The sequence below is a fragment of the Streptomyces changanensis genome (assembly GCF_024600715.1).
In the GTDB taxonomy this organism is placed as follows: Bacteria; Actinomycetota; Actinomycetes; order Streptomycetales; family Streptomycetaceae; genus Streptomyces; species Streptomyces changanensis.
Map to the genome: position 1 here is coordinate 903,896 of NZ_CP102332.1, position 22,698 is coordinate 926,593.

At 75.6% G+C, this 22,698-nt stretch carries 22 protein-coding genes; 12 read left to right on the forward strand and 10 right to left on the reverse strand.

The window, feature by feature from the left end; genetic code table 11:
- The first annotated feature begins 62 nt into the window (after positions 1-62).
- Genes NRO40_RS03875 through NRO40_RS03885 form a run of 3 tightly spaced genes read left to right on the forward strand, consistent with a single transcriptional unit; the run spans position 63 to position 2,313 of the window.
- Positions 63-827, forward strand: coding sequence for a LamB/YcsF family protein (locus NRO40_RS03875; protein ID WP_058941030.1), 765 nt, complete (start codon positions 63-65; stop codon positions 825-827).
- Complete coding sequence (pxpB, locus tag NRO40_RS03880) at positions 824-1,441, forward strand: 5-oxoprolinase subunit PxpB (RefSeq protein WP_058941031.1); 618 nt, start codon at positions 824-826, stop codon at positions 1,439-1,441. Before NRO40_RS03875 ends, pxpB begins: the two co-directional genes overlap by 4 nt.
- On the forward strand, positions 1,438-2,313 hold the full coding sequence (locus tag NRO40_RS03885) for a 5-oxoprolinase subunit C family protein (RefSeq protein WP_058941032.1): 876 nt from the start codon (positions 1,438-1,440) through the stop codon (positions 2,311-2,313). Before pxpB ends, NRO40_RS03885 begins: the two co-directional genes overlap by 4 nt.
- 389 nt (positions 2,314-2,702) lie before the next feature.
- Here NRO40_RS03885 and NRO40_RS03890 read toward each other — a convergent pair whose 3' ends face one another.
- Positions 2,703-4,121, reverse strand: coding sequence for a hypothetical protein (locus NRO40_RS03890; protein ID WP_058941033.1), 1,419 nt, complete (start codon positions 4,119-4,121; stop codon positions 2,703-2,705).
- 278 nt (positions 4,122-4,399) lie between these two features.
- A complete protein-coding gene (locus tag NRO40_RS03895) occupies positions 4,400-4,792 on the reverse strand; it encodes an ankyrin repeat domain-containing protein (protein WP_058941034.1) in 393 nt (130 codons plus the stop codon).
- 225 nt (positions 4,793-5,017) lie between these two features.
- On the opposite strand from NRO40_RS03895, the gene NRO40_RS03900 reads away from it, so the two are divergent.
- Both NRO40_RS03900 and NRO40_RS03905 read left to right on the forward strand, forming a co-directional pair.
- Positions 5,018-5,212 carry a hypothetical protein gene (locus NRO40_RS03900; protein WP_058941035.1) on the forward strand — a complete coding sequence of 65 codons (195 nt, stop codon included), beginning with the start codon at positions 5,018-5,020 and terminating at the stop codon, positions 5,210-5,212.
- 46 nt (positions 5,213-5,258) lie between these two features.
- Entirely contained in the window at positions 5,259-6,836 is a 1,578-nt protein-coding gene (locus tag NRO40_RS03905) for an FtsK/SpoIIIE domain-containing protein (RefSeq protein WP_058941036.1), read from the forward strand.
- 339 nt (positions 6,837-7,175) lie between these two features.
- Here NRO40_RS03905 and NRO40_RS03915 read toward each other — a convergent pair whose 3' ends face one another.
- Complete coding sequence (locus NRO40_RS03915) at positions 7,176-8,681, reverse strand: SCO1417 family PLP biosynthesis transcription factor (protein ID WP_058941037.1); 1,506 nt, start codon at positions 8,679-8,681, stop codon at positions 7,176-7,178.
- 100 nt (positions 8,682-8,781) lie between these two features.
- Between NRO40_RS03915 and yczE the strand changes: the two genes are divergently transcribed.
- The 4 genes from yczE (at position 8,782) to NRO40_RS03935 (ending at position 12,502) form a co-directional block, all read left to right on the forward strand.
- Positions 8,782-9,657: a membrane protein YczE gene (gene yczE / locus NRO40_RS03920; protein WP_408056974.1), complete on the forward strand. Its 876-nt coding sequence runs from the start codon at positions 8,782-8,784 to the stop codon at positions 9,655-9,657.
- Positions 9,654-10,433, forward strand: a complete 780-nt coding sequence (locus NRO40_RS03925) for a glycerophosphodiester phosphodiesterase family protein (protein ID WP_058941038.1) — start codon at positions 9,654-9,656, stop codon at positions 10,431-10,433. The genes yczE and NRO40_RS03925 overlap by 4 nt, the downstream gene beginning before the upstream one ends.
- Before the next feature lie 52 nt (positions 10,434-10,485).
- Complete coding sequence (locus NRO40_RS03930) at positions 10,486-11,850, forward strand: MFS transporter (RefSeq protein WP_058941039.1); 1,365 nt, start codon at positions 10,486-10,488, stop codon at positions 11,848-11,850.
- 277 nt (positions 11,851-12,127) lie between these two features.
- Positions 12,128-12,502 (forward strand): RNA polymerase-binding protein RbpA, encoded by a 375-nt coding sequence (locus NRO40_RS03935; protein WP_058941040.1) that lies wholly within the window; start codon positions 12,128-12,130, stop codon positions 12,500-12,502.
- A gap of 266 nt (positions 12,503-12,768) precedes the next feature.
- On the opposite strand, the gene fxsA is transcribed toward NRO40_RS03935, so the two are convergent.
- The 4 genes from fxsA to NRO40_RS03955 form a co-directional block, all read right to left on the reverse strand.
- Positions 12,769-13,317, reverse strand: a complete 549-nt coding sequence (gene fxsA, locus NRO40_RS03940) for an FxsA family membrane protein (protein WP_058941041.1) — start codon at positions 13,315-13,317, stop codon at positions 12,769-12,771.
- Between the two features lie 73 nt (positions 13,318-13,390).
- Complete coding sequence (locus NRO40_RS03945; RefSeq protein WP_408056975.1) at positions 13,391-14,110, reverse strand: polyprenol monophosphomannose synthase; 720 nt, start codon at positions 14,108-14,110, stop codon at positions 13,391-13,393.
- Positions 14,111-14,700: 590 nt separating this feature from the next.
- Positions 14,701-16,332 (reverse strand): amidohydrolase, encoded by a 1,632-nt coding sequence (locus NRO40_RS03950; RefSeq protein WP_058941043.1) that lies wholly within the window; start codon positions 16,330-16,332, stop codon positions 14,701-14,703.
- 202 nt (positions 16,333-16,534) lie between these two features.
- On the reverse strand, positions 16,535-16,975 hold the full coding sequence (locus tag NRO40_RS03955; protein ID WP_058941044.1) for an Lrp/AsnC family transcriptional regulator: 441 nt from the start codon (positions 16,973-16,975) through the stop codon (positions 16,535-16,537).
- 202 nt (positions 16,976-17,177) lie between these two features.
- Here NRO40_RS03955 and NRO40_RS03960 point away from each other — a divergent pair, with 202 nt between their 5' ends.
- Entirely contained in the window at positions 17,178-17,567 is a 390-nt protein-coding gene (locus tag NRO40_RS03960; RefSeq protein ID WP_079046873.1) for a hypothetical protein, read from the forward strand.
- Between the two features lie 166 nt (positions 17,568-17,733).
- A complete protein-coding gene (locus NRO40_RS03965) occupies positions 17,734-18,015 on the forward strand; it encodes a hypothetical protein (protein WP_408056976.1) in 282 nt (93 codons plus the stop codon).
- Here the strand turns inward: NRO40_RS03965 and NRO40_RS03970 are convergent.
- The 3 genes from NRO40_RS03970 to NRO40_RS03980 form a co-directional block, all read right to left on the reverse strand.
- Entirely contained in the window at positions 17,978-19,150 is a 1,173-nt protein-coding gene (locus NRO40_RS03970; protein ID WP_058941045.1) for an acyl-CoA dehydrogenase family protein, read from the reverse strand. The genes NRO40_RS03965 and NRO40_RS03970 overlap by 38 nt on opposite strands.
- Before the next feature lie 236 nt (positions 19,151-19,386).
- Positions 19,387-19,533 (reverse strand): SCO1431 family membrane protein, encoded by a 147-nt coding sequence (locus NRO40_RS03975; RefSeq protein WP_107115026.1) that lies wholly within the window; start codon positions 19,531-19,533, stop codon positions 19,387-19,389.
- 91 nt (positions 19,534-19,624) lie between these two features.
- Positions 19,625-21,034: a peptidase C39 family protein gene (locus NRO40_RS03980; protein ID WP_058941046.1), complete on the reverse strand. Its 1,410-nt coding sequence runs from the start codon at positions 21,032-21,034 to the stop codon at positions 19,625-19,627.
- A 648-nt stretch (positions 21,035-21,682) separates the two neighbouring features.
- On the opposite strand from NRO40_RS03980, the gene NRO40_RS03985 reads away from it, so the two are divergent.
- The gene (locus NRO40_RS03985) at positions 21,683-22,381 is read left to right on the forward strand and encodes a uridine kinase family protein (protein ID WP_232790985.1); all 699 of its coding nucleotides are present in this window, start codon (positions 21,683-21,685) and stop codon (positions 22,379-22,381) included.
- Positions 22,382-22,698 lie beyond the last annotated feature (317 nt).

The following is a 22,698-nucleotide window of genomic DNA, read 5'->3' on the forward strand; positions in this document are numbered from 1 at the left end:
GGTGGAGGAGGGGCGGTGCGCGCTCCTGCCGTACGAACGGAATTCCGGAGGGGTCGACGGACGTGACCTGGGCATCGATGGACCTCAACGCCGATCTCGGTGAGGGCTTCGGCCGCTGGCGGCTGACCGACGACGAACAGCTCCTGTCGGTGGTGACCAGCGCGAACGTGGCCTGCGGCTTCCACGCGGGCGACGCGGTGACGATGCGCCGCGTGTGCGCCCTCGCCGCCGAGCGGGGGGTGCGCATCGGCGCCCAGGTCTCCTACCGCGACCTCGCCGGCTTCGGGCGGCGGGCCATGGACGTACCGCCGGACGAGCTGGCGGCCGAGGTGGCCTACCAGATCGGCGCACTGGAGGTCTTCGCTCGGGCGGCCGGGGCGGCGGTGGCGTACGTCAAGCCGCACGGCGCCCTGTACAACCGCGTGGTGCGGGACGGCGTGCAGGCCCGTGCCGTGGTCGAGGGGGTGCTGCTGGCCGGCGGGGGGCTGCCCCTGCTGTGCCTGCCCGGTTCGGCGCTGCACCGGAGCGCCGGGGAAGTGGGGCTGCCGGTGGTGGCGGAGGCGTTCGCGGACCGGGCGTACACGGCGGACGGCACCCTCGTGCCGCGGACGGAGGAGGGCGCCGTCCTGCACGACCCGGCGGAGGTGGTGGAGCGGTCCGTGGCCATCGCGCGGTCCGGGACGGTGACCTCGCACGGCGGACGGCCCGTCCCCGTCCGGGCCCGGTCGCTGTGCGTGCACGGCGACACCCCCGGGGCCGTGGAGCTGGCCCGGCGGGTGCGGGCGGCGCTGGAGGACGCCGGCGTCCGGGTGGAGGCGTTCGCATGAGGGCCCTCGAGGTGGGCGAGCGGGCGTTGCTGCTGGAGTTCCGGGACGGCGAGGAGACCGGCGCCTTCCACGCCGAGCTGCTGCGGCGACGGGCGGCGGGGGCGCTGCCCGCCGTGCGGGATGTCGTCCCGGCGGCGCGGACCGTGCTGCTGGACGGCGTGGCCGATCCCCGGCGGCTGGCCGCCGAGATGGCGGCGTGGGAGGTGCCGCCGCCGCGGTGGCGCGCGCAGCCGGTGGTCGAGCTGCCGGTCCGGTACGACGGGCCGGACCTCGCCGAGGTGGCCGGGGTGTGGGGCGTGGCGCCCCGTGAGGTGCCGCGGATCCACGCGGGGGCCGAGTACCGGGTGGCGTTCTGCGGGTTCGCGCCGGGCTTCGGCTATCTGACGGGGCTGCCGGAGCGGTACGCCGTGCCGCGCCGGTCCACACCGCGGACGGCCGTGCCGGCCGGTTCGGTCGGGCTGGCCGGTCCGTACACGGGTGTGTACCCGCGTTCGTCGCCCGGTGGGTGGCAGCTCGTCGGGACGACGGACGCCCTGCTGTGGGATCCGGCGCGGGAGCCGGCGGCGCTGCTGGCGCCGGGCACGCGGGTGCGGTTCGTGGAGGGGGCCGGGTGACGGAACGGGCCTTCACGGTCGTCCGCGCCGGGGCGCTCACCACGGTGCAGGACCGGGGGCGCGCCGGCTACGCCCACCTCGGGGTGCCGCGCTCCGGCGCGCTCGACCCGTACGCCGCGGCCCTGGCCAACCGGCTGGTGGGCAACGACGACGGGGCGGCCGTCCTGGAGACGACCCTCACCGGCTGCGCGGTGCGGCCGAGGTGCGCGGTGGCCGTGGCGGTGGGCGGCGCGCCCTGCCCGGTCGCCGTGGACGGGCGCCCGGCGGCGTGGGGCGCTGCGGTGCGGGTCCCGGCCGGCGCGGTACTGGACGTGGGTACCGCCGGGCGGGGCCTGCGGTCGTACGTGGCGTTCGCCGGCGGTGTGGCCGCGGAAGCGGTGCTGGGCAGCCGTTCGACGGACCTGTTGTCGGGGTTGGGGCCCGCGCCGCTCGTGGACGGGGCGGTGCTGGCACTGGGGGCTCCGCCGTCCGGGCGCGCCCACTTCGAGGCGGCTCCCTGGCCGGGCGTACCCGACGAGCTGGTCCTGCGCGTGCGGTGGGGGCCCCGGGCCGACTGGTTCGCCGACGGGGCGCTGCGCACCCTCACCTCCCGCCCGTACCGCGTGTCGGCGGCGTCCAACCGCATCGGCCTGCGCGTCCAGGGCCCTCCGCTGGAGCGCGCGAGGGCCGGGGAGCTGCCCAGCGAGGGCATGGTGCTGGGCGCCGTACAGGTGCCGCCGGACGGTCTGCCGGTGGTGTTCCTGGCGGACCATCCGACGACCGGCGGCTACCCGGTGGTGGCCGTCGTCCACGAGCCCGATCTGGCGGCGGCCGCGCAGGCGAGGCCGGGGACGCCGGTGCGGTTCGTGGGCGCGGGCGGCGGCGCGCGGTGAGACCGGGTGAGGGCTCCGGCGGGGCCCCGGGGCTCCCCCACGCCTCCGCCGGGCCTCCGGGAGCCACCCGCCGACGCCCCTGCGGCGCACCGGAGCCCCAGGCAGCTGCTGCCCCGGCTTTGTGGCCGCGCCGAGCGGGCTGCGTGCCGGGGAAGACCGCATGCCGGGCGCGCTGCGTACCGGGTGGACCACCTTCCGGAGGGCCGCCTGCCGGGCGGACCGGCCCGGGGACCGTACGTCCGGAGGGCTGCGCGCCCGGAGGACCGCCTGCGTACCGGGAGGACCGCCTGCCCGGGGGCCAGCCTGCCGGGCGGGCCGTGTGCCGGGGCCCCGGGCGGGCCGTGTGCCGGGGGCCCCGGGTGGGCCGTGTGCCGGGGGCCCCGGGTGGGTCAGACGGCGGGCGCGTCGGGGCCTATGCGGCTGCGGACGGCCGTCTGTACCTCGTCCTCTTCCACGGGGTCGGCGGCGAGCCGGCGCAGCCGTTCGGCGACGCGCACGTCCCCGGTCTCGGCGTGCCGGGCGGCGATCTCCCGGGTGGTCTCCTCGCAGTCCCACAGGCACTCGACGGCGAAGCCGGTGGGGAAGGTCGCGTCGGTGGCGGCGAGGGCGCGGGCGGTGCGGCCGCGCAGTTCGGACGAGGCGGTCTCGCGGTAGACGTGGCGCAGGACGGGCGCGGCGCAGCCGATGCCCAGGCGGCCGGCGCCGTCGACGAGGGGGTAGAGGGAGGGCGCGTCCGGGCCGTCGGTGCGGACGGCCTGGCGGAGCGCGCCGAGGACCAGCGGGGCGTCCTGTTCGCCGCCGCGGGCGGCGAGGACGCCGGCGGCCGAGGCGCCGAGGGCGTCGGGCCGGTGCACCCAGCCCCGGGCGCGGTCGACGGCGGCCTCGCCGCACATGCGCTCGAAGGCGGCGACGGCCGCTTCGGAGACCGTGCGGGACGGGTCACCCGCCGCTGCCTCGATCAGGTCGAGCACGGCCGGGTCACGGGACTCGGCGAGGTAGTGCAGGGAGGCGCAGCGGGCACCGTCGGAGCCGCTGCGGGCGGCGTCCAGGATCAGGGGCCGGTCGTCGGGGCCCGCCACCGCGTTGAGGCAGCGGGCGGCCGGGCCGTGCAGGACGCTGCCGCGCTCCAGGCCCTCCTGCGCCCAGTCGAAGACGGCCTGGACGCTCCACCCGGGACGCGGCCCGGTGGGGCTCATCTGCCGCTGCCACCGGGCGAAGGAGCCCTGTTCCCGGGCGGCGCGCACGCGGCCGCCCACGGTGTCGCGGGGGTCGTCGCCCCACAGCCGCCACGGGCGGGGCTCGTAGGCGTCGCGGACCGTGGCCGCCAGCGCGGCCTCGCCGTCCGGCGTGGCCGGGAAGCGGGCGAGGACGGCGTCGGCGAGGCCGCGCAGCGCGGTGTCCTCGTCGCGGAGGGCCAGCTCGTCGAGGGCCCAGGCCCAGTTGGTGCCGGTCGCCGTGTAGCGGCGCAGCAGCAGGAGGGCGTCGCGGCGGCCGTACGAGGCGAGGTGGCCCAGCACCGACAGCGCGAGGCCGGTCCGGCACTCCTCGGTGTCGAGGGTGTCCTCGACACCGAACAGGTGGGCCTCGACCGCGTCCAGACCGCCGTGCAGGTCCAGGTAGAGGCGGGCGTAGTAGAGGGAGCGGTTCTCGACCTGCCAGTCCTGGCGGGGGTCGTGGAGCACGCAGTGGTCGAGGGCGGCGAGGGCTTCGGCACGGGGCGCGGCGAGCGCGTGCAGCGTGCCGTCACCGCGGCCCCTCTGCAGCAGACCGAGCAGGGTGCCGCTCGGCGCTATGACTGGTTCGAACATGGAAAACGCCTCACATCAAGCTGTCGACGCAACGGGCGCGGTCGGGTGTCCCGAAGCAACCGGGTGGGTTGGTCGCCGGTGATCGGCTAGGCCGCGCGGGAACAACATGAGGAGCCGCCCGTCGTCTTCTGCCTGGTGTCGACCATCTTCCTCTGCCTCTGCCTTCTCATCGGTGGCCCCGTGCGGGCCCGTCGTCATGATGACCCAGCGTTTTCTCCGCCGCGACCACATTTACGGCGCCGTGTCCGTCCGGGGTTCGCTGCCCGTTCCCGGGCCGTTCACCCCTTCCGGTTCTGTTCCAGGAGCTCCGTCCTGCCGAACATCCGGGCCGTGTCCAGCGCGGACGGAGTCCCGGCTTCCGGATCCGCGCCGCCCGCGAGGAGGGTCCGGATGACGGATTCCTCACCCTTGAAGACCGCTCCGGCGAGAGGGGTCTGCCCCCGGTCGTTGACGGCGTCGGGGTCGGCGCCGCGCGCCAGGAGGGCCTCCACCGTCGCGGCGTGGCCGTGGTACGCGGCGAGCATCACGAGCGAGTCGCCCTTGTCGTTGGAGAGGTTCGCGGGGGCGCCGGCGTCGACGTAGGCGGCGAGCGCCGCGGTCTCCCCCCGGCGTGCCAGGTCGAAGATCTTCGACGCGAGTTCGACCACCTCGGGGTCGGGGGTGTCGCTCATCGGCGGGCCGCCTTTCCGTGCTGTCCGTGCTCCGTTGCCGTGCGTACGACGAGGTCAGCCGTACGAGTGAACCGACAGGGTACTGCCCCACCCGACCGCATCCCGACGTGCGCCAGTCAAGTGAAAACACCCGAACTTCACCCGATTGCACCTTTTATCACATAGATGCTTCCTGTGAGCCTGGAACACCTCATGGTGACTGTCCCTTCAACCAGGAGAAACCTCATGATCCTGTCGATCTCCGGCGTGGTACTGCTGGGCATCATCGTCTTCCTCTTCTTCAAGAAGGACGGCCTCAAGGCGTCCCACGCCCTGGTCTGCTCGCTGTTCGGCTTCTACCTCGCGGGCACCGCGATCGCGCCGAGCATCACCGCGGGCGGGCAGAGCCTCGCCAGCCTGCTGGGCGGCATCAACTTCTGACGCCGCAGGACCCTCGCCCTCCCCTTCCACGACCCCAGGAGACGACGTGGCCAGGCGACCACTCCCCCGCATTCTGCGCAGCGGCAGCGCCTCGATCACTCGCAGCCGAGAGATCGCGCGCACGGCCGCCGACAGCGCCACGGACGTCCTCCATCCGCTGTTCACGGTCTCGCGCGGCCTGCGGAGGCTGGCAGCGGCCGGACGTGCCCGATGGGCGGCCACCCCCAAGGAACGGCGCGGTCCCACGCTGTTCCTGGCCGCCGCGGGCGTCCTGGTCGTCGCCCTGCTGCCGTACGGACCGCTCCTGGCGCTGATCTCGCTGATGGCGGCGGCGGCGTGGAAGGGCAGGGAACGCCCCGTCGAGCGGACGGGGCCCGACGAGGCCGAGACCGCGCGGCTGCGGGCGCTGTACGAGGCCCTGGTGCCGTACTTCTCGGTGCCCGACGACCCGAGTCCGCTCTTCTCCCACGGCGGGGAGTGGAGCGGCGCCTTCAGCGACTTCGCGTTCGACGCCGACGGCCGGCCCACCCGGCTGCGCATCGCGTACCCGGCCTACTTCCCGGACGGCGACCCGGCCTCGCGCGCCCGGATCGAGCACGTCCTGCACGCCAAGTGCGGTCGCGGCCGCGAGTACCTCTTCGACTGGGACGAGGAGGGCAACCGGCTGGTGATGTGCGTGCTGCCCGCCCTGCCGGTGTCGGTGGCCGCGCAGCGCTTCGTCACGGTGCCGGGCGAGACGGTACTGGGTTTCACCGACGCCGACGCCGTGCAGCGGACGGTCCCCGTCCGGGACGGCGAGGCGACGCGCGACGCCCCCGCCGTGGTCTGGCGCACCGGGCCGCGCGCGACGGAGCCGCACCTGCTGGTGGTCGGGCAGCCCGGAGCCGGCGTCAGTACCCTGCTGCGGTCGATCGCGCTCCAGGCGCTGCTGCACGGCGGGGACGTGCTGGTGCTGGAGGGGTGCGGGAGCGGCGAGTACGCCTGCCTGTCCGGCCGGGACGGCGTGCTGGGCGTGGAGTGCGGGCCGGTCGGCGCGTTGAACGCGCTGGAGTGGGCGGTCCGCGCGACCGAGCGGCGCCTCGCCGTCGCCCACGAGGCCCGGCAGGCGGGGCGGCCCGCTCCCACGGAACTGCGGCGGCCCCTGTGGATCCTGCTCGACCGGCTCGGTGTCCTCGGCGACCTGGCGGCGGCGGAGGGCCGCCCCGACCCGCAGGAACTCCTCCAGGTGCCACTGCGGCACGGCCGGGCGGCGTACGTCACGGTCGTGGTGGGCGAGCAGTTCGACACCGTCGACGTCCTCGGCGCTTCCGTACGGGCCCACACGCGCGCGCACGTCACTCTCGGCGCGGCCACGCCCGAACAGCTCACGGACGTCCTGGGCGCCCCGCCCCACACGACGCCGCCGCCCCAGGTGCCGCCGGGACGCGGGTACGTCCGCCTCGGCACCGGCCCCGTCCTGCGGCTCCAGGTCCCGGCCACACCGGACCCGTACGACGACGAGGCCCCCGAGCCCCACCGCCGAGCGGTGCTGGACCTCCTCGCGGTGCACCCCACGGAGCCCCCCGAGCCGGCGCCGCCGCGGGATTCACCCCTCCCGGCGGGAGAGCCGGCGCTCCCCGCCTGACGCCGACGCGCCGGCGCGCGGCCCCGTCGCGGCCCTCGCGTTCCGGCCCACGCCCCGGCATCCCCGCCCGTCGGCGTCCGTACCCCAGCGCGCCCACCGCACGCGGTACGCCCGCCGCACGCTGTGCACCCGGCCGGGGAGCACGGGGAGCCCGGGGCACACGGCACGCCCGGAACACTCGGCCGCCCCCGTGGCCGGGAGCACGAGGAGCACGGCACCCCCCGGCACCCCCGAGCACCGTCACCCCCGGAGTCCCCCCCAGCCCCCGGCCCACCGGAGCGCCGGGCCGGCCCCGGGCGCGCCGGGCACGCGCCCGCCCCGGCGCGCCCCGAGGCGCGCTCAGGCCACGAACGTCCGCGGCTCCTCCGCCGCCGCTCCCCCGCTGGCGCCGGAACGCACCGCGGCCGCGGCGGCGGCCAGCCGGACGGCGGCCTCGTCGGCGACCGGCCCTCCGACGGTGAACGGGAGCCGGACGTACCCCTCGAAGGCGCCGTCCACGCCGAAGCGCGGCCCCGACGGCACGCGCACGCCGACGCGCTCCCCCACCTCCGCCAGGCGCGACCCGGACAGACCCCCGGTGCGCACCCACAGCGTCAGCCCGCCGAGCGGCACCTCGAACTCCCAGCCCGGCAGCTCCCGGCGCACCGCGGCGACCAGCGCGTCCCGGTTCTCCCGGGCCTGGGCGCGCCGGAGGGTGACCGCCTCCTCCCACCCGCCGGTCCGCATCAGCCAGTTGACGCCCAGCTGCTCCAGGACCGGGGTGCCCAGGTCCGCGTAGGCGCGGGCCGCGACGAGGGAGCGGATGACGTCGGGGGCCGCGCGGACCCAGCCGATCCGCATGCCGGCCCAGAACGCCTTGCTCGCCGAGCCGACCGTCAGCACCGTGCTGCCGGCCGGGTCGAAGGCGCAGACGGGCCGCGGCATCTCCAGGTCGTCCTCCAGGTGCAGCTCCGCCATGGTCTCGTCGACCACGAGGACCGTCCCGGCCGACCGCGCCGCGTCGACCAGCGCCCGGCGCTGGTCCTCGTCGGCGAGGGCGCCCGTCGGGTTGTGGAAGTCGGCGACCACGTACGCCAGCCGGGGCGCGGCGTCGCGGAGCACCTGGCGCCAGCGGGGCAGGTCCCAGCCGGACAGCCCCTCCGCCATGGCGACGGGCACCAGGCGCGCGCCGGCCTCCCGCATGAGCTGGAGGATGTTGGCGTACGACGGCGACTCCACGGCGATGCGCTCGCCGCGGCCGGCGAAGAGGTGGCAGATCGCGTCGATCGCGCCCATCGCGCCGGTCGTCACCATGATCTGCTCGGGCATCGTGGGGATGCCGCGCCGCGTGTACCGCTCGGCCAGGGTGCGGCGCAGCGCGGGGAGGCCCGCCGGGTAGTCGCCGTGGGTGTGGGCGTAGGGCGGGAGCTCCTCCAGGGCGCCCTGGAAGCCGCGGCTGAGCCAGGGCTCGGGGGCGGGCAGCGCCGCGCACCCCAGGTCGATCATCGAGCCCAGCGACTCGGGCGGCAGCGGTTCGAGGCCGCGGGCCGGCAGGGGGTTGCCGGCCGGGACGGTGGTCCAGCTGCCGGCCCCCCGCCGTGACTCCAGGAACCCTTCCGCGCGCAGCGCCTCGTAGGCGGCGGCGACGGTGGTGCGGCTCACGGAGAGCGCCAGCGCGAGCTCCCGTTCCGCGGGCAGCCGGGCGGCGACCGGCACCCGGCCCTCCAGCACCAGCAGGCGGATGCCGTCCGCCAGGGCGCGGTAGGCGGGCGGCTTGCGCGTACCGGGGCCCGCGGGCCGGGGTTGTTGCACGGTCAACTGACGGGCGAGCTGGGCGGGGCCCACCGCCGAAGTCCACTGGGCCATGACTTCAGTCCACCTTCCTCGGATTGGCCATGGTTCGCGGCCGATCCCCGGCCAGAGAGTGTCACAGGCCAGTCCACCACACCAGAGCCCGGGGGTACACATGTGCAGTCCGACGTCCGCACCGGAGTCGACGGAGGGGTCCGCATCGGGCCACCCGGCGGAGAGCACCGACGAACCCGCCGGGGGACCCCTGGACGAAGCCGCCGGGGGGCGGTACGGGCGGCGGCTACCGCGCCGGCTCGTCCAGCTCACCGCCGGCCTGCTCCTCTACGGCGCCAGCTCGGCCCTCCTCGTCCGCAGCGGCCTCGGCCTCGAACCGTGGAACGTGCTCCACCAGGGCCTGGCCCGGCTCACCGGCCTGTCCATCGGCGTCGTCGTGACGCTCATGGGCGGGGTCGTGCTGCTGCTCTGGATCCCCCTGCGGCAGCGGCCGGGTCTCGGCACCGTGGCGAACGTCCTGCTGATCGGCGCCGCGATGGACGGCACCCTCGCCCTCCTCCCGGACGTCCACGGGACGGGGGCGCGCGTCGCGCTGATGGTCGCCGGAGTGGTCCTCAACGGCGCCGCGACGGGCCTCTACATCGCCGCCCGCTTCGGACCCGGGCCCCGGGACGGCCTCATGACCGGGCTGCACCGGGTCACCGGCCGCTCGCTGCGGCTGATCCGGACCCTCATCGAGGTCGGCGTGGTCGCCACGGGCTTCCTCCTCGGCGGGTCCGTCGGCGTCGGAACGCTGCTGTACGCGCTCGCCATCGGACCGCTCGCCCAGCTCTCCCTGCGCCTGTTCACCGTCCCGGCCACCCGCGCCGTCCCCACCGCCCCCTCCCCCGCCGGCCCCGACGACCCCGCCGAGCCCCTCGCCGACCCGCCCGCCCCCGCCGCCCCCACCGGTGCGCCGGGCGCCACCTCCGGTACTCCCGAGGACCGCCCCGCGGTCGCCGCCGGGCCACCGGACCGGGTCATACTGCCGCGGTGACTCGACTGCCGCGCCCCCGACCGGGCCACCCCTACCTGGACCACCCCTCCCCCATACCGTTCGCCCACCGGGGCGGCGCGGCGGACGGCCTGGAGAACACCGCGAGCGCGTTCCGGCGGGCCGCCGAGGCCGGCTACCGCTACTTCGAGACGGACGTGCACACGACGGCCGACGGCCGGCTCGTCGCGTTCCACGACGCGACCCTCGACCGGGTGACGGACGCCCGCGGCCGGATCGCGCGGCTCCCGTGGAGCGAGGTGCGGCGGGCGCGGGTCGCGGGCCGGGAGCCGCTGCCGCTCTTCGAGGAACTACTGGAGGAGTTCCCGCAGGCCCGCTGGAACGTCGACCTGAAGGCGGAGTCGGCGCTCGCGCCGCTCGTCTCGCTGATCCGCCGGACCGGCGCGTGGGACCGGGTGTGCGTGGGCTCCTTCGACGAGGGCCGCGTGGCCCGCGCGCGCAGGGCGGCGGGCGAGCGGCTGGCCACGTCGTACGGGGTGCGCGGCGTGGTCGCGCTGCGGCTGCGCTCGTACGGGATCCCGGCGGCGGTGCGCGCGGGGGCGGTGGCCGCCCAGGTGCCGGAGGCGCAGGGCGGGGTACGGGTCGTCGACCGGCGCTTCGTGCGGGAGGCCCACGCACGCGGGCTGCAGGTGCACGTGTGGACGGTCAACGATCCGCGGCGCATGACGGCTCTCCTGGACCTGGGCGTCGATGGCATCATGACCGATCATCTGGAGACGCTGCGCACGGTGCTCACCGACCGGGGAGCGTGGCTCTGACCCCGGGTGGGCCGAGGCCGGAGCCGGGGCCGGGACGAACGAGGGGGCGCGTGTGACCGCCGAGACCACCGACCGGGAGGCCGGCGCCGGCGACGTGCCGCCCCCCGACCGCCGCCGCGAGCAGCACGGCTGGTACTTCTACGACTTCGCCTGCTCGGTCTACTCGACGAGCGTCCTGACGGTGTTCCTCGGCCCGTACCTGACCTCGGTGGCGAAGGCCGCGGCGGACCCGGACGGCTTCGTGCACCCGCTCGGCGTCCCGGTCCGCGCCGGGTCGCTCTTCGCGTACTCCGTCTCGGCGTCGATCGTCCTCGCGGTGCTGGTGATGCCGTTGGCCGGCGCGGTGGCGGACCGTACGGGACGCAAGAAGCCGCTGCTGGCCACCGCGGCGTACGTGGGCGCCGGCGCCACGACCGGCATGTTCTTCCTGGAGGGCGACCGCTACCTGCTGGGCGCGCTGCTGCTGGTCGTCGCGAACGCGGCGCTCGCCGTGTCGATGGCCCTGTACAACGCGTACCTGCCGCAGATCGCCGGGCCGGAGGAGCGCGACGCGGTGTCGTCGCGGGGCTGGGCGTTCGGGTACACCTCGGGCGCGCTCGTCCTCGTCCTGAACCTGGTGCTGTACTCCGGCCACGCGTCGTTCGGCCTGACCGAGTCCGCCGCGGTGCGGATCTGCCTGGCGTCGGCGGGCCTGTGGTGGGGCGCGTTCACGTTGGTGCCGCTGCGGCGGCTGCGCGACCGGAGGGTCGCCCCGGCGGGCGGCGGGGGGTCGGTCGGGCCCGGATGGCGCCGGCTGGTGTCGACCCTGCGGGACATGCGGCGCCATCCGCTGACGCTGTCGTTCCTCCTCGCCTACCTCGTCTACAACGACGGGGTGCAGACGGTGATCTCCCAGGCGTCCGTCTACGGCTCCGAGGAACTGGGCCTGGAGCAGACGACGCTGATCACGGCCGTGCTGCTGGTGCAGGTGCTGGCGGTGGCCGGCGCGCTCGGGATGGGCCGGCTGGCCCGCTCGTACGGGGCGAAGCGGACGATCCTCGGCTCGCTGGCGGTGTGGACGCTGATCCTGGCGGCCGGGTACTTCCTGCCGGCCGGCGAGCCGGTCTGGTTCTACGGGCTGGCGGCCGCGATCGGGCTGGTGCTGGGCGGCAGCCAGGCGCTGTCCCGCTCCCTGTTCTCGCACCTGGTGCCGCGCGGCAAGGAGGCGGAGTACTTCTCGGCGTACGAGATGAGCGACCGCGGGCTGAGCTGGTTGGGGCCGCTGGTGTTCGGACTCGCCTACCAGCTGACCGGAAGCTACCGGGACGCGATCGTCTCCCTGGTGCTGTTCTTCTCGGTGGGTTTCGTGCTGCTCGCGCGGGTACCGGTACGACGTGCGGTGGTCGCCGCGGGCAACCCCGTCCCGGAACGGATCTGAGCGGAAACCGGTCCGGATTTAGACGGCGAAGTGAAAGGCCGCTAGTGTACGCCTTTGGCCTGCCAGGCGGACCGTTACTGCGTGCTCGGATACCGGGAACGCTGGGTGACATCTTCTGCCAGATGTGACAAACCGGGCATTGGTGGGTACAACAAGGGGCGGCACGACGGGCGACGCATGACCCGCAACGGGAATCTTTACCGCCGACCGGCCGTTGACCGGATGACGACGACAGCGACACCTGTCCTGTGGGCGACAAGCCCGGGAGGCACGATTCATGAGTGAGCGAGCTCTTCGCGGCACGCGCCTCGTGGTGACCAGCTACGAGACCGACCGCGGCATCGATCTGGCCCCGCGCCAGGCGGTGGAGTACGCATGCGAGAAGGGGCATCGGTTCGAGATGCCGTTCTCGGTCGAGGCGGAGATCCCGCCGGAGTGGGAGTGCAAGGTCTGCGGAAACCAGGCACTCCTGGTGGACGGGGACGGCCCCGAGGAGAAGAAGGCGAAGCCTGCGCGCACGCACTGGGACATGCTGATGGAGCGGCGCACCCGCGAGGAGCTGGAGGAAGTGCTGGCCGAACGGCTGGCGGTCCTGCGCTCCGGCGCCATGAACATCGCGGTGCACCCGCGCGACAGCAGGAAGTCCGCGTGACCGATTAGCACCCGGTCACCCATCACAGCCGCGGGGCGCGGTACGCATCGGCGTACCGCGCCCCGCGGCTTTGGCGTCCCGTCATGCTCCCGTCCGGCCCCGCCGACGGCTCCCGTACGCCCACCCGCCGGCGGCTTCGGACGTGCCGCCCGCGCGCGGGCGGCGGACTTCGGCGGTGCGGCCGGGGCCGCGTACGGCGGTACGGCGGCACGGCGGCGGCCATCGACGTGACGCCGGCCCCCGCGAAAGGAGCCGGCGCCTCGCGTTCAGGAGGTCAGCGGCGGCCGGGCGTCGCGGCCGTCCGGGCCGGACCCGGCGGGTTCGTCGCGGATCACCTCGCCCGGGACCACCCGGCCGTCCGGGCGGCGGACGCGGGCCTGCAGCAGGAGGGACCCCATGCGGCGGTCGAGCGTCCGCTCCGCGTACCGCGCCGCGGCCGTGCGGACCGCCGGCACGAGCAGGAGCAGGCCGGGCACGTCGGAGACGAGGCCGGGCAGCATGAGCAGCAGGCCGCCGAGCATGAGCATGCCGTTGCCGCCGCCGGGCCCGGCCGCCTCGGGCGGCTCGCCCGACCGCTCGCGCTGGAGCGTCCCGGCCAGGCTCGTGAAGGCCCGGCGGCCGGCCCGCTTGACGACGGTGGCGCCGAGGACGCCGGCGCCCACCAGCAGCGCGAGGACGGTGAGACCCCCGGCGGCGTCCGCCACGAGGGTGAGCAGCCAGATCTCCAGCACCAGCCAGGCGGCCAGAGCGAGGGGTACGAGGGTGCGGGCGCGCGAGCGCCCGCGCGTGGCGGGGGGCGGGGCACCGGTCGTCATGGTCCCAGTGTGCCGGGAGCCGTGCCGGGACGGTGTAAAGGCCCCCGACCACGACGGCGGGGGACGGCGGCGGTCAGCGGGGCTTGCGACCGGTCAGGCGGCCGGCGCGGTCGCCCACGCCCCAGGCGGTGACGCGCCACAGCGCCTCTACCACGATGTCCCGGCTCATCTTGGAGTCGCCGTGCTCCCGTTCCACGAACGTGATCGGCACCTCCACCACGTGGAAGCCGGACGCGACCGCCCGCCGCGCGAGGTCGATCTGGAAGCAGTACCCCTGGGACGCCACGTCGTCCAGCCCGAGCCCCCGGAGGGTCTCCGCGCGGAACGCCCGGAAGCCGCCGGTGACGTCGCGAATCGGCACGCCGAGCAGCAGCCGCGAGTACACGCTCGCGCCGCGGGAGAGGTACTCGCGCGACTTCGGCCAGTTGACGATCCGGCCACCCGGGATCCAACGGGAGCCGAGCACCAGGTCCGCGCACTTGAGGGCGGTCAGCAGCCGGGGCAGCTCCTCCGGACGGTGGGAGCCGTCGGCGTCCATCTCGACGAGGACGCCGTACCCGCGGTCCATGCCCCAGCGGAACCCGGCGAGGTAGGCGGCGCCGAGCCCTTCCTTGCCCTTGCGGTGCAGCACGTGGACGTGGGGGTCGTCGGCGGCCAGCTCGTCGGCGATCTTGCCGGTGCCGTCAGGGCTGTTGTCGTCCGCGACGAGGACGTCCGCGTCGGGCACGGCGGCCCGCACCCGGGAGACGATCGGCCCGATGTTCTCCGCCTCGTTGTAGGTCGGAACGATCACCAAGGCCCTGCCGAGCGGTCCGTACCGCCGCTGACTCTGACCGTCGTCTTTCACTACTGCCCCTCACGTCCTGTCGCGGATGCCCACCATAGCGAGCCCGATCGGCGGACCGGTCGTGGTATCGGGGCGTGCGTGCTTGAGGTGGCGCGGCCCGGTCCGCTCGGGGGCCCGGCGTCCTTCGGGCCGACCTGGGGCCCGCTGGCTGCGGGTCGTCCGAGAGCCGTTGTCTACTGAACGTCCGGGCCCCACCCGGGTCGCACCCCGCCCCGGCTCAGGGAGCCGGGGGGACGCCCCGTCCGGATCGACCCCGCCGCGCCGCGGGACGCTCGCGCTGAACCTGGCTCCCAGCGGTGGTGCGCCGGTGCGGCACACCACCCCGCGATCCAGCGGCGCTCTGCGGCCACGGGCAGGCCGTGCTCTGCCGGTGGGACGTCCGTGGTGGACCCGGCCGAACCTACCGGCCGTTCACCGTTGCCTGTCAACACCCGCCTCACCTGCGGTCCTCTTGGGAAGGCCCAGGTCAGCGACGAAGATCCGCAGGTCGCGCCCGACCGCGCCGCGGGCCGCCCGGCGACCGGAACGCCCCCATGTCACTCGTTCGGTCGGACGAACACCGTTTGCCCGGAGACCACCGTTCGGAGGCATACGGGCAGCGGGGTGCCCGGCGTGAGGTCCGGCAGCCCCGGCGTGCCGGAGCGGGGGTCCGTGGACCAGCGGGCCACCCGGTCGTCCGGGGCCTGCACCACCAGGTCGCCGGCGCGCCACACGGCGTAGTCGGCGGGGGCGCCGGGCACGAGGACCCCGGCGTCGTCCCGGCCCGCGGCCCGCCAGCCGCCGCGGGTGTGGGCGGTGAAGGCCGCGCGGACGGAGACGCGGTGCTCGGGCGTGCGGTGGAAGGCGGCGGCGCGGACGCCGCCCCAGGGATCCAGCGGGGTGACCGGGCTGTCGGAGCCGAAGGCCAGCGGCACGCCGGCGCGCAGCAGCGCCGCGTACGGATTGAGGGTGCGCGCCCGCTCGACGCCGAGGCGCTCGGCGTACATGCCGTCCTCTCCGCCCCAGGCCGCGTCGAAGGCCGGCTGCACGGAGGCGGTGAGGCCGAGTTCCGCGAAGGCGGCGATCGTCTCGGGCGTGAGCATCTCCGCGTGCTCCACCCGGTGCCGGGCCGCGCGGACGCGGGCCAGGCCGACGGTCTGCGCGGCGGCCCGGACGCCGTCGACGACGGCCGTGACGGCGGCGTCGCCGATGGCGTGGAAGCCGGCCTGCAGCCCGGCGCGCGTGCAGGCGGTGACGTGCGCGGCGACGGCGGCCACGTCGAGGTGGGCGGCGCCGGTGTGGGGGGCGTCGGCGTACGCCGTGTGGAGGCAGGCGGTGTGGGAGCCGAGGGAGCCGTCCACGAAGAGGTCGCCGGCGGCGCCGACGGCCCCCAGCGCGCGGACGCGCGCGGCGTCCTGTTCCCCGGCGACGGGCTCCGCCCAGTAGCCGACGACCCGCGGCAGGCCCTCCGCCCGGGCCAGCGCCAGCAGGGCGGTGAAGTCGTCCTCGTCGGAGATCTCGGGTCCGCCGCACTCGTGAACGGTGCCGATGCCCAGCGAGGCGGCGTGGCGCAGCGCGGCGCGCTGGGCCGCGGTGCGCTGGGCGGGGGTGACCGCGGCGTGGGCGGCGGCCCGCACGGCGTGGTGGGCGGCGCCGGTGAGGGGCGCCTCGGGGTGGTAGCCGTCGAGGGCGGCGACACCGGGGACGAGGTCGAGCAGGGCGGTCGTGGCGACCGCCGAGTGGACGTCGACGCGCGGCAGGTACAGGGGGCGGCCGCCGGTCGCCGCGTCCAGCTCGGCGCGGGTCGGGTGCCGCCGCTCGGGCCACCGTGCGGCGTCCCAGCCGTGGCCCAGCAGGACCCGGTCGCCGGGGCGGGCGGCGGCGAACTCCCGTACGAGGGCGAGGGCGTCGTCCAGGGTCCGGGCACCGGACAGGTCGAGGCCGGTGAGGGCGAGCCCGGTCGCGGTGGTGTGCACGTGGGCGTCGGTGAACGCGGGGGTGACCAGGGCGCCTTCGAGGTCGATCACCTCGTCCACGCCGGGGGCGAAGGCGTCGGCCGCGCCCTCCGACCCCACCCAGGCGACGTGGCCGCGCTCGACGACCATCGCGGTGGCGAAGGGGTCGGCGGGGCTGTGGACGTCTCCACCGCGCAGCAGCACGGTGCGGTGTTCGGGTTCGCGCTCGGTCATGGTGACCAGCGTAGACAGCGGCGGCCGCCGCCCCCGGCCGGGGCCCGGGACCGCGGCCGGACGCACATCGGGACGGCCGCCGGACGCAGCTCGGGACGGCGGCCGGCGCGAGCCCGGGTCCACGCCCGGTGCCAGGCCCCGCCGGGGCACGGTGAGGCGGGGCGGGCGAGGTGTGGCACGGCGGGGCACGGTGGGCGGCGGGTCAGACGCGGGGCGGGCGGGCTTCGTAGGGGGTGGAGAGCACCACCGTCGTGCGGGTGGAGACGCCCGACTGCGAGCGGATGCGGGTGAGCAGGTGCTCCAGTTCCAGCGGGGTCGCGACGCGGACCTTGAGGATGTAGTTCTCGTCGCCCGCCACGCTGTGGCACGCCTCGATCTCGGGGATGTCGGCGAGCCGTTCCGCGATGTCGTCGGGGGCGCTGGGGTCGAAGGGTTTCACCGAGATGAACGCGGTCAGCGGCAGCCCCACCGCCTCCGGGTCGACGACGGCCGCGTACCCGCGGATGACGCCGCGGTGTTCGAGGCGGCGGACGCGCTGATGCACCGCCGACGTGGACAGGCCCGTGGCCTTGCCCAGGTCGGTGTAGCTCATGCGCCCGTCCTTGACGAGCAACTCGACGATCTGACGATCCAGCTCCTCCATGCGGTCAACCTATTGCCCAGGGCGCCCTCCAGCCCAGTCGGCGGCACACCGTACGGGCACCTGCGAGCGGCATGTGACCAAAGCCACAGGTTCATGGTCACGGTCGTTCGATACCGGACGGTTATCCGCGCGCGTGAGGGGGAATTGCTTGCTGTGGTCGGGGCCGCATGCCTGGTCGGCCCGCCTGAGGGGGAGATTCTCCATGCAGGAGCCTGTTGATTCGGTAGAGGCCGAAGAGCTCGACGCGTACGACACGTTCGAGATGTTCCGGGTCGTCTGCCCGGACTGCGCGCAGCCGATCGCACTGCTGGCGGACGAGGAGGTCCTGCCCGAGCACGCGCTGTGCCCCACGCCGTGGAACCCGTTCGTGCTGTCGGTGTGCGGCGGCTCGGGACGGGACGCCGCCGACGCGCGGCCCGTGGACGCGGCGTCCGGGCCGCACGAGCAGGAGTTGGGGCTGCTGTTGACGCTCCCGCAGGGGCTCGACTGGCGCACGCAGCCGTTCTCACACGTCGGCGGGCCCGGGTCCCGTCCGATCAAGGTGCCGCGGATGCGCGGCGCCGCGTCCCCGCGTCTGCGCCGGGCCGCCTGACCCCTACCGGTTCCGCCCGTCCGCCCCGGCGCGCGCCCGCGCGGCCGGGGCGCCCCGCGGCGGGGCACCGTACCGGTGTACGCCCCCGGACGCCGCGGGTACGCCGCGAACTGGCGGCCTATTGCCACCGGGAGTGACCCGGCATGCCGGTGCGCGTTGCCCTGGTATGACCTCGCTGTACACGACGTACTCGACGAGCGGCTACGTCCAGGGCCGCCTGGTGGTGCCCGGCGCGGCGGCCGGTGGCGACGCACCTCTCCCGCAGGCGGGGGACCCGCCGATCTACCGGGCGCTGCTGCGCCACTGGGCCGGCTCGGGGCGTACGCTGCCGGGCCGCCGCGACCAGGAGTGGACCAGGCTCACGGCGGCGCCGGTGTGGGCGCACCCCGGCGATGTGGGGACCGCGGAGTTCAGCGGCTCTCGGGTCCCGCGAGGTGACGGGCGATGACCACCCGCTGGATCTGGTTGGTGCCCTCGACGATCTGCAGCACCTTCGCCTCGCGCATGTAGCGCTCGGCCGGGAAGTCGGCGGTGTAGCCGTAGCCGCCGAGCACCTGCACGGCGTCGGTGGTGACCTTCATCGCCGCGTCCGTGCAGAACAGCTTCGCCATCGCCGCCTGCCGGGAGAACGGCCGGCCCGCGTCCCGCAGCCGGGCGGCCGCGAGGTAGAGAGAACGGCCGGCCTCGATCTGCGTCGCCATGTCGGCGAGCATGAAGCGCAGCCCCTGGAAGTCCGCGATGGGTCGGCCGAACTGCCGCCGCTCCCGCGCGTACGCCACGGCCTCGTCCAGGGCGGCCTGGGCGACACCGATCGCGCACGCCGCGATGCCCAGCCGCCCGGAGTCCAGCGCCGACAGGGCGATCGTGAAGCCCTGTCCCTCGTCGCCGATCCGGCGCGCGTCGGGGACGCGTACGCCGTCGAAGTGGATCTGGGCGGTGGGCGAGCCCTTCATGCCCATCTTCTTCTCGGGCGCGGCCGCGGTGAGGCCCTCGGCGTCACCGGGGACGAGGAACGCCGTGACACCGCGCGGCCCCTCGGGGCCCGTGCGGGCCATCACCGTGTAGAAGTCGGCGACGCCGCCGTGGGTGATCCACGCCTTGGTGCCGGTGATGACCCAGTCGTCGCCGTCCCGGACGGCCCGGGTGCGCAGGGAGGCCGCGTCGGAACCGGAGGCCGGTTCGGAGAGGCAGTACCCGCCGAGCAGTCCGCCGCCCAGCATCGCGGGCAGGTGCTCGGTCTGCTGCTCCTTCGCGCCGTAGCCGGCGAGGGCGTGGCAGGCGAGGGTGTGGACGCTGACGCCGAGGCCGACGGTGAGCCGGGCGGCGGCGAGCTCCTCCAGGACCTGGAGGTACACCTCGTACGGCTGGTCGCCGCCGCCGAGGCCGGAATCGTAGGGCAGGCCGAGGAGGCCCGCCTCGGAGAGCAGGGAGAAGACCTCGCGCGGGAAGTGCCCGGCGTCCTCCTCCTCGGCGGCCCGGGGAACGATCTCCCCCTGGACGACGTCACGCACCAGGGCGATCAGATCCCTGGACTCCTCCGTGGGCAGCTGGCGGTCCACCGGCTGCGGGGCGCGGTCGGGCATAGCGGCGCTCTCCTCCCTGTCGGGCGCTGCGGCGGGCGCGCGCGAAGGGTCGGGCGGCGCCGCCGTGTCTCACTGCTTCGCCGATGCTGCCCGTCCGGATCACGGAATCGGCAGTTCAGCGGCTGTGGCGGCTCGAGTATGCCCGATCGGGTGGCTCCCGTCACCAGCGGAAAGACACCCTTCGATAACGCTCGTTCACTGACCGCCCGGCGGGCCGGGCGGTCAGTGCGGGAACGTCAGATGAGGCCCGTGTCGGTCACCAGCATGGCGACGACGATCACGAGGACCCAGCCCAGGGCGTGCTCCAGCCACGTGGGGCCGTCGTCCTTCGGACCACCGGTGCGGGCACGGACGAAAGGCGCGGCGGCTGCGTTCGCGGTCATGGCTTCTCGCTGTCGGTCGGTTCGGCTGAGGAGGTCCCCCTACGACACTCCAATGTGCCAGCGTCGAAGCCGCCGCGGGGGGAGACGTTGCTCACGCCGGGACGCCGACCTCCGCGAGGGCACGCCGCTGGGCGGGGGTGGCCTCCGTGGGCCAGTACAGGTAGCAGACGCCGCCCGGGCCGGTGACGGTCCTGCCGGTGGCGTCATGGCGCCTGGTGCGGAGCCAGACCGTCTCCCACTCGCGTCGGCGGTAGACGCGGCGGACGGCCTGGTTGGTGGGCGCGGAGGGGTCGTTGGCGATGACGTCCCCGTCGGCGGTGAAGCCGACCACGACCATCAGGTGGCCGGTCGTGCCGTACCCCGCCCCCGTCAACTCGCCCTCCAGGAAAGACTGGGAGGTGATCACGGGGATGCCCGCCTCGATCAGCGTCTCCAGGTCCGTGAGCGAGTGCAGACGCGTCACGACGGCCTGGAGGTCCTCGTAGGTGGCGGCGTAGGCGGCGTTGAACGGCCAGTTGCCGCACCCCCGGTACTGGCTGTCGTAGGTGTGGCGGGCGGCGTGGCAGACCTGGGGGTCGGCGTAGTCGGGGTTCACCCAGGCCAGCTGGCGCGCGGTGGGCCGGCGGCCCCAGTACTCGACGACCATCTGGGAGGAGGTGGGGCTGCACCAGGCCTCGCCGCCGTTGTCGTACTCCGGGTACTGGCCGGTGTGGACGGTCTGCGAGTAGCGCGGGACGATCAACTCGCGGACCACCCGGTGCGCGGCGGCGGGGACGGTGAAGCGGTCGGGGACGTCGGAGGCCATCGCACCGAGCCGCCACACGGTCGGCGTGCGGTCGGTGCCCGGTGCGCGGTGGAGGGTGACGCGCAGCCGGTAGGAGGTCACCCGCAGGCCGCTCGCGGGGTCGCGCACCGCGAGGGTGTCGGTGGAGACGGCGGTCCGTCCGTCGCCCTGGCCGTCGACCGAGGCCCGCCGGACGTCCCGGTCGCCGGCCGCCCAGCGGGCCATCGTGTACCAGGGGCTGTCGGTGCCGTCCCCGTAGCCGCAGGAGAGCTCGACCGCGATCCACGTGCCGTCGGGGGTGTCGGCGTTCCAGGACGCGACCACCTCGGTGGCGGGGACGGTCGGCGCGTGCCGGGGCGAGGTCCAGGTGGCGTACTCCCAGCCGGCCGTGGTGCCCGTGTGCGGGTCGGTGTGGTCCAGACGGCCCGCGGGGACGTCGACCACCAGGCCTGGGCGGCGGCCCGCGTCGACCCGTACGCCCTCGCCCGTGCCGGAGTACCAGTCGGCCGGGGAGGTCCAGAAGCGGTTGTCGACGAGCGGCCTGCCGGGCGGGCCGGCCGCCGCGGTCGGGTCGACGGCGGGGGCGGCGGGGTCGACCGGTGGCGGGGCCGCGGGCGCGACGCCCTGGGCCGGGGAGGCGGCGGAGGCCGCGACGGTGGCGGAGGCCGTGGCGAGGGCGGCGGCGAGCACGGTCCTGCGCGAGGTCGGGTCGGACATGCGGGCATTCCCCCTGTCGGGCGGCCCCGGTCGGTGCGGGACCGGTCACGGAACGGGTCGGCGGGCCCACTATCCACGGCGGTCACCCCCGTGGCCAGGCAACCCGCACGGACCCCGGACGACGACCCTCCGCCCGGCCCAGTCCGACCCCGTCGGCCCCGGCGGGGTCGGACTGGGCCGGCGCGGGGCGGTGGAGTGGGGGCCGGCGCGGGGCGGCGGACAGGGCCGGCATGGCCGACACTGTCCCGCCGGGCCGACGGCCGCAGCTGGCGCTGTGCGGCTCGGCGGTCGGGACGGCCGCGTCCAGCGCGGTGTAGCCGGGCGCAGTGCGGTGTGGCCGGGCGCAGTGCGGTGTGGCCGGGCGCAGTGCGGTGTGGCCGGGCGCAGTGCGGTGTGGCCGGGCGCAGTGCGGTGTGGCCGGGCGCAGTGCGGTGTGGCCGGGCGCAGTGCGGTGTGGCCGGGCGTGGTGCGGCGCGGTGCCGCCCGGCGAAGCCGGCAAGGCGCGGCTCGGCGGTCGGCGACAGCCACGTCCTGTGCGGCGCGGCGGCCGGCTCGTCCGGGGCAGGCCGGCCCGACACGGTGCGGCACGGCGCGGCCCGGTGCGGTGCGGCCCGGTTCCGGTGTCGTACCGCGTCGTAGGGTGGCGGCATGTCCGCAGCCGTCCCCGCACCTGGTCCCCCACCGGGCCGGAGCCCCGCAGGCCCCGGCGATCCCGGCGCGTCCGGGACGCCCGGCGCGCACTGCGGGCTGGGCGCGCTCGCCGGTGGGCTGCGCGCGCTGCCGCCCTCCTGCGGTCCGGTGCGGCTGGTCGCGGTCGACGGGCACGCCGGGTCCGGCAAGTCGACCTTCGCCGCGCGCCTCGCGGCCGCGCTCGGCGGGGCCCCCGTCCTGCGCCTCGACGACCTCGCCACGCACGACGAGCTGTTCGGGTGGACAGGCCGACTGCGGGAGCAGGTGCTCGAACGGCTGAGTCGCGGCGAGGCCGCGGAGTATCACCCGTACGACTGGACCTCACGCCGCTTCGCGCCGCCCCGGCGGCTGCCGCCCGCCCCCGTCGTCCTCGTCGAGGGCGTGGGCGCGGGGCGGCGCGCCCTGCGGCCCCACCTCGCGCGACTGCTGTGGATGGAACGCCCGCCCGAGGAGTCCTGGCGGCGCGGGCGACACCGGGACGGGCCGGGGCAGTCCACGTTCTGGGACGGATGGACAGTGGCGGAGACCCGCCATTTCGCCCACGACCCGTCCCTGCCCTTCGCGGACATCCTGGTACGCGAGTGCAGAGGGGGATACGAGTGGCGTCCGAGGCGCCTTCCGGCCGTCGGTGAGGAACCGATTCGTCACTCTCGGTGACGACCTCCCGGGCGGCTTCGGAGGTGTCGGAAAACAGCCGGGCAGACTGCCTCAACTTCGCTTGACCGACGGGGCGGACAGGTCTTACGTTCTCAATGTGCGGCTTTTCGGAGTCGCCGCAGACGCGAAGCCCCCGGTTGTTCCCCCGTGATCGGGGGCTTCGTTCTGCCCACCACCCCCTCCCCGCGGCCCGATCGGCCACCCCATGCTCACCCTGGGTCACCGGTCCGAGCGCGCCCGCGGCCGCCCCCCGAGCGCTGGTTGCGCCCTTAATCGCGCGGCTTCCCCGCAGGTACGATGCCTTCCGGTGCGGTCAA